Consider the following 12,923-nt stretch of genomic DNA (forward strand, 5'->3'; position numbering starts at 1 on the left):
TCGACACGCTGGGAAGACGACCTCGCCTGTGCGATCGTGTCACCGGTTATCGAAAGGTTAACGGGTGAACGGGATTTCAATTACCAACGTAGTCAGACGGGGATGGATGCTGCTGGTCGCCGTCGTTGTCGTGGCGGTCGCGGGGTTCGGCGTGTATCGCCTGCACGGCGTCTTCGGAGCGCACCATAAAACGTCAGCTGCCGACGGCATCTCAAATGAAATTATTCCGTTCAACCCCAAGCATGTGACCCTCGAGGTCTTTGGCGCCCCGGGGACTGTCGCAACCATCAACTACCTGGACGTCAATGCTGAGCCAAAACAAGTCGTCGACACACCGCTGCCGTGGAGGTACGAAATTACGACCACGCTGCCCGCGGTCGTCGCCAACGTGGTGGCGCAGGGCAACGGCAATTCCATCGGGTGTCGCATCACCATCAACGGCGTCGTCAAAGACGAAAGGACCGTCAACGAAATGAACGCCTACACCTTCTGCCTGGATAAGTCCGGATGAGCAACCACCACAGTCGCCGGCCTTTCGTGGCGCGTACCATTCGCCGGCTTTCGGTGCCGATTCTGCTGTTCTGGCTCGCCACCGTTGCCATAACGAATGCTGCGGTACCGCAACTGGAGGAGGTCGGCCGGAAACATAACGTGGCAGCGAGTCCGCCCGACGCGCCGTCGCTGCTGGCAATGAAACACATGGGCACGGTGTTTCACGAATTCGATACTGACAGTTTAGCCATGATTGTGCTGGAAGGTGATAAGCCGCTCGCCGACGACGCGCACCGCTTCTATGACACCGTAATCCAGCGACTAGCTCAGGACACCAAGCATGTGCAGCACATACAGGATCTCTGGGGAGACCCGCTGACGTCATCGGCCTCGCAGAGCACTGACGGTCAGGCCGCGTATGTGCAAGTCTATCTTGCCGGTGACCAAGGCAGTGCGCTTGCAAACGAATCCGTCGCCAGTGTGCGCGACATTGTGCGACAGATACAGCCGCCGAAGGGCGTCCAGGTTTATGTCACCGGCCCGGCGCCGCAATTCGCAGATCAATTTACGGTGGGGAGCAAAAGTACCGCCAAGGTCACCGGGATGACTTTCGTGGTGATCGCGGTGATGCTCCTGTGGGTGTACCGAGCAGTTGTCTCGATGATTCTGGTACTTCTCACCGTCTTTATTGAACTGGCTGCGGCGCGCGGCGTTGTGGCCTTTTTGGGGAACTCCGGGATCATCGGGTTGTCGGTATACTCGACCAATCTGCTGACGTTACTGGTCATTGCCGCTGGGACGGACTACGCCATATTTTTCCTCGGGCGTTACCAAGAAGCACGCGGTGTGGGCGAAGATCGCGAGACTGCCTTCTACACCATGTTTAACGGTACCGCTCACGTTGTGCTGGGCTCGGGCCTGACCGTGGCGGGCGCGGTCTCGTGCCTGAGTTTTGCTCGTATGCCCTATTTTCAAAGCCTGGGTCTTCCTTCCGGCATTGGTGTCCTGATCTCGTTGGTGGCGGCGCTCACCCTAGGACCGGCCGTGATCACCGTGGCTAGTCATTTCGGTCTGTTTGAGCCCAAACGCACGATGCGCACCCGGGAATGGCGGCGGATCGGCACGGCGATTGTCCGCTGGCCCGGACCGATTCTGGCGGTGGCTTCTGCGGTAGCACTGGTCGGGCTGCTCACCCTGCCGGGATACCAGACCAGTTACGACCCGCTGCCATATATGCCGAATGCAGCCCCTTCTAAAATTGGATACACGGCCGCTGAGCGGCATTTTTCTGCGGCCCGGCTGAATCCGGAGCTGCTGATGATCGAAACCGACCACGATATGCGTAATCCGGCGGATATGCTCATTCTAGAGAGGGTGGCCCGAGGCGTCTTCCATACCCCTGGTATCGCCCAGGTACAGTCCATCACCCGGCCCTTGGGAACACCGATCGACCACAGCTCTATACCGTTTCAAATCAGCATGCAAAGCGTCGGGCAGATCGAGAATCTGAAATACCAGAAAGACCGGGCGCATGACCTGCTGACGCAAGTTGCTGAGATCTCGAAAACAATCGATATTTTCAGGCGCCAATACGCCCTGCAGCAGCAGCTCACAGCCGCGACCCACGACCAGACGCAAAGTTTTCACGAAACCCTCGACACGCTCAACGATTTGCGTGATAAGCTTGCGAATTTTGATGACTTCTTTCGGCCGCTGCGCAGCTATTTCTACTGGGAGAAACACTGCTACGATATTCCGGTGTGCTTTGCCTTTCGATCCATCTGGGATGTGATGGATGGTCTCGATAAGGTTAGCGAGCAGTTAGGAAAACTCTCGGTAAGTTTCGACAAATTGGATACGATCCAACCACAACTGCTTGCACTAATACCACAACAGATCGACAGTCAGGAAACACTCCGCAAGTTAACTCAGTCGAATTACGCCACCATGTCCGGGATCTATGACCAGACGTCGGCATTGATTGAAAACGCGTCTGCCATGGGGCAAGCGTTCGACGCTGCGAAAAATGACGATTCGTTCTATCTGCCTCCGGAGGTTTTCGACAACTCGGATTTCCAGCGGGGTCTGAAACTGTTTCTCTCGCCGGATGGCAAGGCCGCCCGCATGATCATCACTCATGAAGGTGATCCCGCGACTCCCGAGGGTATCTCGCATATCGACCTGATCATGAAGGCCGCCCACGAGGCCGTGAAAGGCACCCCCGCACAGGAGGCTAAGTTCTATCTCGGTGGTACCGCAGCAGCCGACAAGGACATCCAAGAAGCCGCCAAATACGATCTTATGATCGCCGCAATATCTGCGCTGAGCCTCGTTCTACTCATCATGATGCTCATCACGCGGAGTCTGGTGGCCGCGATCGTCATTGTGGGTACGGTGGCCTTGTCGCTGGGCGCCTCATTTGGGGTGTCGGTGCTGGTGTGGCAGTACGTTCTTGGCATCAAGCTGTACTGGATCGTGTTGGCGCTGGCCGTCATCCTGCTCTTGGCGGTGGGATCCGACTATAACTTGCTGCTGATTTCCCGGTTCAAGGAGGAAATCAGCGCCGGATTACGGACAGGCATTATTCGTGCGATGGCCGGCTCCGGGTCGGTGGTGACCTCAGCCGGGCTGGTGTTCGCCTTCACTATGTGCTCTTTTGTGTCGAGCGACTTGCGGGTTCTCGGCCAGATCGGAACCACCATCGGCCTTGGGCTGCTGTTTGACACGCTGATCGTGCGCGCCTTCCTGACTCCTTCGGTTGCAACGCTGCTCGGACGCTGGTTCTGGTGGCCGCAACGGGTGCGCCCGCGACCGGCCAGCCAGATGCTGCGGCCCTATGGACCGCGTCCCGCGGTTCGGCAACTGCTGCTGTGGGACGACGAGGCGACAACGGTGACGTCCGAATGATAGCCCGGGCCTGGATGAGTGAGTCATAACTCCCGCGCTGCGCGTGCCGCGGGCGGTGTCGAGTGTGTATTGGTGGCGGGGACACGCCGGGCGAGCCGCCGTGATTGCACGCTCGGCGTGTCGTCGGGTGCTGGATGCGGCCGGCGGATCGCCTCACGCCAGCTCGCCTTCGCCGCGCAACTGGGAACCGTGTGGAAGCAGCAGCTGACGACAACAAGTGACGCGGGAAGCGGCTCATCGACAGCGAACAGGCCGCTGTCAGTACACCCGGGCCCATCGGTTGCTGAAGAGTTCGTTGACGGCAACGTCGTGGCAATCTGCCGTTAGCTCCATGCTACGGCCGGAGCCTATTGTTACGACCACACCACGCTGGGCGGCCCCGGGTCCTGGACGCTGCGACTGTACAAATGATTCCTCACCGGCAGGTGATGTCGGCGTCGCAGCAGGAATGAGGCGTGACGGCGTTGCGTCGAAGGAGCGTACCGGACATGACAAGTCGCTGCGAATCACCCTGCTCGGGAAGCGATATCGTGCGGCTCGACGCACTGGGCCCGAACGGTGACTACCGCACCCGTAACCGGGAAATCATCACAGATACCGCTGGCGTTGCCGTCGCCGCGCTCAGCATCGTCCCGGAGTTGTTCGTCGCTCGAAGCATCGCCACGCAGCGGCGGATCCACCCGCTTCCGCTGGCCCAACGGCAAGCCGCACTGAAAAAGTCGGCTGACATTTTTCGCTACGCCCAGATCGCCGGGCTGGATTTCGAGTCCTACGTCACGCGGGTGACTCGGGTGTCGGGCCTGCCGATCGCCATAACTCGGGCCGGAGCCCTAGAGGTGGCGGCCGCGCTCGGCCAGACACCGGATGCGGTGTGTGTGGCCCGGCCGATGGGTTCAGTATGTGACTGGCGGGACGAGCTCACCCGCAGCGGCAGCGGTGTGTGGGTGCGCCGGGGAGAGGTTTTGGCTGTGCACGCCTCTGCCAACCATCCTGGGGTGCACAGCGGCTGGCCGCAGGCGTTGGCGCTGGGATACCGGGTCGCAGTCCGCCCGTCCCGGCGGGAGCCCTTCACCGCGCATCGCGTGGTCATGGCGTTGCGTCAGGCTGGATTCCGGCCTGAGGACGTGCTGTATCTGCCGGCGGACCATGCCGGTGCTGACGAGATGATCCGCGCCGCCGATCTGGCCATCGTCTTCGGGGGCCGAGATGTCGTCGACACCTATGGCGCCGACCCGCGGGTGTTAGTCAACGGGCCTGGGCAATCGAAGATCCTGGTCACCGCCGAACAAAACTGGCGCGATTACCTGGATCTGATCGTGGACTCGATCAGCAACCGGGGCGGGATGGCTTGTCAGAACGCCACGGCGGTGCTTTACGAAGGTGACCCGGCACCGCTGGCTGAGGCTATCGCGGAACAGCTCGCGCTCATCCCGGCGTTACCCGCGGGCGACGAAACCGCGCTACTGCCCACCCGGCCCATCGGGCAGGCACACGCGCTGGCCGAGTACGTGGCCGCCAAGGCGGCGGGCTCGATCTCGCTGTTGGGTGCTGATCACGTGATCGGCGACCTCGGGGACGGCAGTGCTGCGCTCCGGCCGGCGGTGCACCTGCTGAACGCACCCGAGGTGGACAAGCTCAACATCGAGGTGCCATTTCCCTGTGTGTGGGTCAGTGCGTGGTCGCGCAACGATGGTCTTGCACCGCTGAGGAATTCGCTGGTGATTACTGCCATCACCTCCGATGAGCAACTGATCGACGACCTCCTTGCTGAGCCCACGGTGACCAACCTCTACCGTGGCCGGCACCCTACGCACTTCTCAGCAACATGGATGCCGCACAACGGCTACCTGGCCGAGTTCCTGATGCGCAGCAAAGGGTTCATTCGGGACTAGCCCGGGCGCCACGCCGGCGAGAGTCGGTCAATCACCTCAGCCAGGCCGGTGAGCGGCGGCAACAGCAGAAGGTGGGCGCGTGCCCCGCCGGAGGGGAACGCCTCGGCTGTCACCAGATGCGGCGGGGTGACCTGCCGACCAGGTAGCCGGTGGGGAAGGACATCTCAATCACCCGCAGCTGGTGATTAGCGTTCGACGCAAGCTCGAGAATCACGCAGCTCTCACCTACTGCTTTAGACTCCAGCACCCTGTAGTGTTGACCGCCACCGTGGATGTCGGTGATCGGGTCACCTGAGCGCAATCGTTCGACGGGGACCAGCTCGGCGGTTTCGTCTAACTCCACGCGGGTAACGGTAGGCGAGATCGGCGAGCAGAAAGACCGGTTTCCGCAGATTAGGCGCGGACCGGCCGGCGTGCGGTGTTAGCCACGTTTGGCGCGCACCGACTGAAAAGTGCCGAAGCTCCTGGTCCGCACACTCACAAAACCGTGTTGCTCCAGGATGTCGCCGAGTTCGTCCTCGCCGAACACGCGGGCCCACCTGTTCGGCAACAGCTGCCAAACACGAGCGGCGAATCCGGCGGTGGGCACCATGACGGCGACTCGCCCGCCTGGTCGGAGCACCCGCGCCATCTCCGCTATCGCTGCGGATGGATCCGGCACGAGCTGGAGTACGGCGATGCAGACCACCGCATCGACCGTTGCCCCGCGCAGCGGAAGCTGTTGCGCATCTGCGCGCAGGAAGCCGACCTGGGGTCCCGAGTGGGCCCGGACAGCGCGCGCCAGCATTGATTCGGAGATGTCGATACCCAAGGCGAGTCCGTCGGGGCTCACAGCACGGCCGAGAGCCGCCGTCACAGTACCCGGGCCGCAGCCGACGTCCAGGGCGGTTCCGCCGGCGGGTATGGTCAACGACTCGGTGGGATTCAGCCATGCCGCGAACAGCCGGCGCAACGCCGCTTGGTTGTAGTCGTAAACCATCGAGCCGATTCGCGTGGTGAACATCGCCTGCAACGGGCCGGTGTTTTTCGGCACACCCGCACCCGCCGCGTCAGCACCCACCAGATCGAGGTAACCCTTACTGACATCCGGCTGCGATGGGGGGTCAGCGAGGAGCTCAAGCGCCCGTTGTAACGCGGGAGGCACTGTCGTGGTCAGATCGGTCATAAGCATTCCTTCGAACAAACACAAAGTGATACAGACGATTACGAAACGGCAGTCGCGACACGCAACAGCCGCCCCACTTGAAGCCTACCGTCAACTGGGCGCTGACGCCGACGCCGCGAGTGCCGCCGGTCAGCGTCAGCAACGAGGAGAGAACACCATGCAGATGAGCGGCAACACGATCCTGGTAACCGGCGGAGGCACCGGAATCGGTCGCGGGCTGGCCGAAGCGTTACACCAGTCGGGTAACCGGGTGCTCGTTGCCGGGCGGCGCCGCGAACCGCTGCAGGCCGTCGCGCAGGCCCATCCAGGTGTGGACTATCTGACGTTGGACCAGGCCGACGCGGCCGACATCCAACGAGTCGCCGCGCGGATAACCGAGCACTATCCGGACCTCAACGTGGTCGTCAACAATGCCGCCATCCAGCGCGTCGAGGACCTCACCGGTGCCGACACGTCGGCGGCGGAGGAGACGGTTGCGACCAACTTGCTAGGGCCGATCCGCCTCACCGCCGCGTTACTGCCGGTGCTGATCAGGCAGCCGCACGCCGCGATCCTCAATATCACGTCCGCACTGGCGTTCATGCCGAGCGCCCTAACACCGACATATTGCGCGACCAAGGCGGCGCTGCACTCTTACACACAGTCGCTGCGCTTTCAGCTGCGCAACACATCGGTTCAGGTGATCGAACTCATCCCTCCGCAGGTGCAGACCGCGCTTCAGGGAGAGCGCGGCTTCGATCCGAAGGCGATGCCGCTCGACGAGTACATCGCCGAGACGATCACACTGTTGCGGACGCAGCCGCAGGCCGACGAGATCGTCGTGGACCGAGCCAAGCGGTTCCGGTTCGCTGAGCGAGAAGGCAGGTACGACGCCATCTACCAGGTTTTCAACGAGGCGATGACCGCGCGGCTTCGCCGTGGCGGTGACTGACCGGCGCAGAGCCGAGAATGCCGATGCTCCGACAGAACCGAAAAGCCTATTCGACACGGCCGCCACAATAGACGGGGTTTTTCATATCGGCCCGGCGCATGCGGCACGTGAGGCGAATATGGGTGTAGCCGTGGTGAATGCAGCACACGCCGCCGGTGTACGAAAATTTGTCTTCTCCGGCCCTCAGACAAAGTGACAGCTGTGCGCTGCTAATCAAGTCGACAGCCACGACGTCGCTGCGAGTATCAGCAAGATGCTCGGACTGCCGATTACCCCGACACACACCTTTTGGACGAGTGCACGTCGCAGATGCCGGCGGGTTTTAAACGCAGTTCACCGTGTAATACCTGCCGGTACAGGACGACGTTGGTGAGGTGACCTCCGTCAATAAACACCTTCGACAACAGCTGAACCCTCGAAGGTCGCTAGCGGGCGCACCGCAGTGAGAGAATCGCCGACTTGACCTGCGGGCCCCCTCATCCGAATCGCGCTGTCGCGTTCCCAGTTGTTTGGAATAAACATCCCCTTGCTGATGTGGTTCATCACCACCTGGCCACGCTCTCCGTAGGGCACCTCGTCACCGGTGTCCGGGTCCACCACCCAGAACACGACATAGGGAGTGCGTGGATCGAATACGAACGGGTGACCGTCCCTGCCGGTTCGGGTGCTAGCCTGCGAAAGAATCATCGTGCTGCCGAAAACCATTGTGATGACAGTGTTGGGAAATATTTCACGAAGTAGGTCCAAGGTATCGGCATCCGCATACGCACCGCTGAGCAACACGTACCGCAGTTTACGGTTGCAGAGGTCGACCAGCACATCGTCACGCGCAATTGCCTCGAGCAGCGGTGGGGTGGTTTGTAGATTGGCGACCTCCTGAGACCGCAGGATCAATTCGGCTTGTCCGACGACGTGGTCGAGATATTCCGATACCTTGCCGGCGACACCACGCCGCACAACCTTCTTGACCCAACGCGGATCGATGTCGATCGAGTAAAAAATCGAGCCGAGCCGCTCCGCGACCAGCCGGGAAAAGTAACCGACACCGTGTGGCCCGCTGGGCATCACGCACAAAAAGCCACGGCCCCGGAGGAAGCCGCCCGCTACGAAATCCTCGGTCTGCCACCGGATAACTTGTTCGATCCAATCCGGCAGTTGCGCGGTCCGTTTAGGAGCGCCAGTAGTACCACCGGATTCGAATACCTGGGGTAGCGGAGGCGGTGATCCGTATCCACGCGGTATCAGATCCCCGATCGGTACACTGCGCAGATCATTCACCACGTTGGGAAACAACCGCAGATCACTGAACGTGTGGATGCCGGTTAACGGGTCGAAGGGCAGGGTTTCAGCCCTGCGCAACCAGAATGGGGAACCGGTGTCCTCGCTGAAATGCCAAGCGATCGCCGCGTGCAAGTACGCCTGCGGATCAGGCACTGCAACCGCCCGGGGCACATCCAACAACGACAGATCGACGTCGGCCACGCTACAGATCTTCGCTCGGCTCTGGCCGCCGGGCGACCGCAGCGCGAACTGTTCGCGCCACGGTGGCCTTGCCGTAACCAAGCCGGGCATGCGGGTCGCCCGTTATCCGGACTCACTCTGGTATGGGAAACCGCCTGCGCCGCGGCGACAGACGGCGGCGAACCTCCGCGGCTACATCCGGGCGGTGACGGTGGGCGATCGCCTGCAGGCTACAGCACGCAACCGCGGATTGCCGTCATCGCCGGTCGCGAAGACGAGAGGATCATGTCCGGCAGGGAGAATCTGGATCCACGCGCGGTGCACAGCGCTCTCGCTGAACAACGCGGTATCGGCGAGAGCGCGGTCATCAGGGTTCCCGAGGAGCGGTCTGGGCAGCGGCCGGCGGTGTTCGTCATGCCACGCGCAGATCACCAGATCCGCGAAACCACAGTGCGGGATTGCCTGCGGCACAGGGCGCTTCGAACAGCCGAGAGACATTCACATTGTCAGGAGGATTCCGCGTAATCCCGCCGGCAAGGTCCTGCGCAAAGAACTGCCGATGTCCGGACCGCCGCCGACAAAATCTCGCGGGAGATCAACAGGGTGGTCGTTTTCGCCCACCGATCGGGCGTTACGACGCACCGATGCTCTGTCCCGCGGACGACCCTAACGAGCAGGCCGTACCCCTGTTGGCGGGTGAGCTAGCTCTTCATGCCGACAGTGATCACGTCCGATAAAGGCCGTGTCCACGGGGGCCGGCGGACACGGTGCTGTGCAGTGATGACGAAACCGGCGGTCTCGAACAAGGTCCGTACCTCAGCCGCCGAGGCATGATGGGCGGGTTTCCACCTGGGGGCCGAAGGTCCCTGCAGAAGAGGTTGGCGCGCGCTTAAGGCTGCGACCGCCACCAGCCCGCCAGGGGACAGCACACGAGAGAACTCCCGCAGCGCTGCGGCCTGGTCGAAAAAGTGAAACGCCGAAGTCGTCACAATCGCATCAAGCGTCCCGTCGCCGAAAGGGAGGGTCTCGGCCGGGGCGCGCAGCCACTGCACCCGGGGGGATCTGGCACGCGCTGCATTCAGCATGCCGTCGGACATATCGATTCCATAGACTTCGTCCGGATGCAGCTCACGCTCTATCCTGTCCGCGAGAATTCCTGTTCCGCAGCCTATATCGGCGATTCTGCGAGGTTGATGCACGCGCAGTTGCGTAATCACCTCGTCGTGCGGGGGACGGTAGACCCAGCGCTGCAGAAAAGGAAGGTCGTAGACCGGCGCGGCAAAACCCCAGATCCGCGTCACCGCACCATTAAGGCCACGCCGTCTAGGTGCGGTCATCGCGCAGTCATCACTAAGGCGCAGGAGGCGTTGTGCAGTCCCGCCGTCGAAGTGCTGTGGTGCCGGCTTGCCGTCACAGAGCCCGGCCGCCTTCCACCCCGGGCACGTCACCCGGCCGTTTCATGTAGACGCTGACACGCGAGATGAGCCCGGCATTGTTCCGCTCGAAGCGGATGCATTCCGGGTAGGCCGTGGGAACGGCGTTGATCTCGAAGGTCTCGGTCAATTCGACGTAGCATAGCCGCTCACTCACATGCGAGATGCGCTGCACCGTCAACCGGTAGCCCGGAAGACGGGAGAAAACATCGCGCAGGAAAGCGATGTAGGGCTGTTTGCCCTCAACGATGTCGCAAAACGGCCCGTCACGGACCAGGCCCTTGTCTACCATCGTGGTGGCAAGACCGTCCCAGTCGTTGGCGCTCAGGCATCTCAGATAACGTTCGATGACATTGTCAGCGGCTGCAATCACCTCAGCCATCACGCCTCCTCATCAGCGCCTCGCGAATCGCTCGACAGCACTACCGTAAGCCCGGTGCACCAGATGGGGCAGTCACCGCGATCCATTGCCCGGTTCGCCTGTCACACTCGTATCACGTAACCCGTCGGGTGGTGCAGCTGATGAGAGGACAACACGATGGCTGCTATCGATGACCTGCTGTCGACGTTCATGATCAGCCGGGCCTCCTTCGACGGCGGCGTCATGTCGCTGCGGCAGTTTGTCGGCCCCACCCTCGCTGACCACCGGGGGCGAATCGAGATGCCGGCCTACGCCGTGATGGTCGAGTCGGCCACCAGCGGTGCATTCTGGTATTCGCTGGGTGAACCGGTGGGCAGCGTCCAGTCCTGGCTGTCTCTTGCCTCCGCCGCGCCGGTCGTGGCCAACCAGCAGCTCTCTGCGAAGTCCCTGTTGGTGCGCCGGGACGACCGCTACGGAACCCTTACCGTGCAGATCAGCGATGAGCGGGACGACGTGGTCTGTGTAGGAGTGGGTCGATGCGTGCGCGTCGGCCGCACCAGCGATGCGTTGTCGGCGATCGACGGTGCACCGTCGGAGACTGGAAGCGCTTTCGCATCGCCCACCGGCGTTCTGCCGCCGCCGATCGATCCTGAGTTAGACGGTTCGCAAATCCTGGCTGAAATCGGCAAAGGGCGTATTTCCCCCGGGCCACTCTGTGAACTGCTCTGTGCCACAGTGAAGTCAGACAACGACACCACTCAGCTGGTCGTATCACCGCAGCAGTGGATGGCCAATCCGCTGGGAACCATGCAGGGCGGAGTAGTCACAGCCATTGTCAGCCAGGCCTGCGTCCTTGCCGGCCAGCGGTATACAATTCCGGGCCAACAGTATTCGCTGGCGGGGTTCAACATTAACTTCTTCAGGTCGCCGCCGGTCGACGGCGAGCTGACAGTGACGACTACCTTAGACAAGCTAGGCCAGCGCATCGGCACACTCTCCGCGATCATGACGGGTTCGAACGGTGTTACATTCGCCCGTGCGGTGGCCGATATCGAATACCAACCGGCACCGCGATTGGATTGATCGGTGTGCTGGTGGCCGCACTCTCGTCGTCGACAGCGAGGTGGCCCCCGAGGGCGGTGGTGACCCCCAACCCGCTAGGTTCATTACTTGTGAGCTGGTGGATCACCCGGACAACTCAAATATTGTGTGAAAAAGTGCCGGCGCCGCCGGAGCAGGTGCGCGACTTCTACGCAGATCTGAACAACCTGAAAACCGTTCATCCATTGATTGTTTCGGTGCGAACCACAGCACGCAGGGAAAATAGCGACGGTTATGAGCAGACCTATCGGATATGTGACCGGATTCCCCTGCGGGGGTTCGCCATCAGGATCGGCTATCAGGCGCATCTCAGGGTTTACACGCACGGGAAGGTGATCACCGAGGCCCGCCAGTTCCCTCGGGTGCGTTTAACCGGAATGGTATCATTCGAGCTGGTCGATTCGGGAACCCTTGTCACTGAAAGGCTTTGGATTCAAGCTCCGCGGCCGCTGGCGGGGATCACGAATCGTGAAGCTGTCAAAGCCCATCGCGCGATGCTGTCTGGTATCCGCAGTCACTTTGAAACACGATCATGAACAGCTCTCTGCGGCGTTAACACGGAATCTCCAGGGTATCCCGTAGAGCTCCGACTGCCGTCGCATCCCGAGTCGCTGTACGCACCGACAGATGACCCAGCAAGGCGATCGGTGCAACACAACCTTGGGTTTGGGCCGGACACCTCCCGTGACCACAGGCCCTGAGCGGTTCAACGAAAGCTCTGACGGCGCGCGACTGGTGTTGAGTGCTGACCGGTCTCGTCGAGGCTTTCAGTGAGTTGCTCGCCGAGTGCTGCGACAAGGGCGATCTGGGTGGGCTCGTCCTGGGATGGTGAGAGCATGTCCGGCGATCGGTTTGTGGGTGTCACGAGTTCCGGCAGGGGATGAGGACACCCCCACACCGTGGTGTTTCTGGACCGCCGGATGGCCAGGGTGGTGTCACCGAGACCTCCGCGTGAATCACCCCGTCGATCGGGCCGCGGAGTGGTCGGACCTGGCTGACCTGCAGGTTAGGGGCGACACGGGCGCCGATGCGACCAACATGGAGCCACTTGAGGGAATTTTGGTGGTGCACCGCCGTGTCTTCCGCTCATCTGGCCTCGTCAGATCTAAGCTTGCGATGACTACGAGGAGGGGCATCGACGTATCGGCGGCAACTATGGTGTCAGCTGGCCATATGGCCG

General features: G+C 61.6%; 11 protein-coding genes. 6 read left to right on the forward strand and 5 right to left on the reverse strand.

Annotation, left to right across the window (positions count from 1 at the left end):
- Window positions 1-64 precede the first annotated feature (64 nt).
- From G6N08_RS05710 to G6N08_RS05720, 3 genes are all read left to right on the forward strand, one after another.
- Window positions 65-511: an MmpS family transport accessory protein gene (locus G6N08_RS05710; RefSeq protein WP_218033343.1), complete on the forward strand. Its 447-nt coding sequence runs from the start codon at window positions 65-67 to the stop codon at window positions 509-511.
- The gene (locus G6N08_RS05715; RefSeq protein ID WP_163755141.1) at window positions 508-3,399 is read left to right on the forward strand and encodes an MMPL/RND family transporter; all 2,892 of its coding nucleotides are present in this window, start codon (window positions 508-510) and stop codon (window positions 3,397-3,399) included. The genes G6N08_RS05710 and G6N08_RS05715 overlap by 4 nt, the downstream gene beginning before the upstream one ends.
- Window positions 3,400-3,926: 527 nt before the next feature.
- Window positions 3,927-5,291, forward strand: coding sequence for an aldehyde dehydrogenase family protein (locus G6N08_RS05720; protein ID WP_163756745.1), 1,365 nt, complete (start codon window positions 3,927-3,929; stop codon window positions 5,289-5,291).
- Window positions 5,292-5,400: 109 nt separating this feature from the next.
- Here G6N08_RS05720 and G6N08_RS05725 read toward each other — a convergent pair whose 3' ends face one another.
- Together G6N08_RS05725 and G6N08_RS05730 are read right to left on the reverse strand one after the other, a co-directional pair.
- A complete protein-coding gene (locus G6N08_RS05725; RefSeq protein ID WP_163755142.1) occupies window positions 5,401-5,634 on the reverse strand; it encodes a hypothetical protein in 234 nt (77 codons plus the stop codon).
- A gap of 78 nt (window positions 5,635-5,712) precedes the next feature.
- Window positions 5,713-6,456, reverse strand: coding sequence for a methyltransferase domain-containing protein (locus G6N08_RS05730; protein ID WP_163755143.1), 744 nt, complete (start codon window positions 6,454-6,456; stop codon window positions 5,713-5,715).
- Between the two features lie 157 nt (window positions 6,457-6,613).
- Here G6N08_RS05730 and G6N08_RS05735 point away from each other — a divergent pair, with 157 nt between their 5' ends.
- Entirely contained in the window at window positions 6,614-7,387 is a 774-nt protein-coding gene (locus G6N08_RS05735) for an SDR family oxidoreductase (protein WP_163755144.1), read from the forward strand.
- Window positions 7,388-7,771: 384 nt separating this feature from the next.
- Here G6N08_RS05735 and G6N08_RS05740 read toward each other — a convergent pair whose 3' ends face one another.
- From G6N08_RS05740 to G6N08_RS05750, 3 genes are all read right to left on the reverse strand, one after another.
- Window positions 7,772-8,869, reverse strand: coding sequence for a phenylacetate--CoA ligase family protein (locus G6N08_RS05740; protein WP_163755145.1), 1,098 nt, complete (start codon window positions 8,867-8,869; stop codon window positions 7,772-7,774).
- Window positions 8,870-9,549: 680 nt separating this feature from the next.
- The gene (locus G6N08_RS05745) at window positions 9,550-10,185 is read right to left on the reverse strand and encodes a class I SAM-dependent methyltransferase (protein WP_163755146.1); all 636 of its coding nucleotides are present in this window, start codon (window positions 10,183-10,185) and stop codon (window positions 9,550-9,552) included.
- A 73-nt stretch (window positions 10,186-10,258) separates the two neighbouring features.
- Window positions 10,259-10,663, reverse strand: a complete 405-nt coding sequence (locus tag G6N08_RS05750) for a nuclear transport factor 2 family protein (RefSeq protein WP_163755148.1) — start codon at window positions 10,661-10,663, stop codon at window positions 10,259-10,261.
- A 156-nt stretch (window positions 10,664-10,819) separates the two neighbouring features.
- On the opposite strand from G6N08_RS05750, the gene G6N08_RS05755 reads away from it, so the two are divergent.
- Together G6N08_RS05755 and G6N08_RS05760 are read left to right on the forward strand one after the other, a co-directional pair.
- On the forward strand, window positions 10,820-11,725 hold the full coding sequence (locus tag G6N08_RS05755; RefSeq protein WP_163755151.1) for a PaaI family thioesterase: 906 nt from the start codon (window positions 10,820-10,822) through the stop codon (window positions 11,723-11,725).
- Between the two features lie 89 nt (window positions 11,726-11,814).
- The gene (locus G6N08_RS05760) at window positions 11,815-12,279 is read left to right on the forward strand and encodes an SRPBCC family protein (RefSeq protein ID WP_163755153.1); all 465 of its coding nucleotides are present in this window, start codon (window positions 11,815-11,817) and stop codon (window positions 12,277-12,279) included.
- Window positions 12,280-12,923: the final 644 nt, after the last annotated feature.

This window comes from Mycobacterium botniense, from assembly GCF_010723305.1.
GTDB lineage: Bacteria > Actinomycetota > Actinomycetes > Mycobacteriales > Mycobacteriaceae > Mycobacterium > Mycobacterium botniense.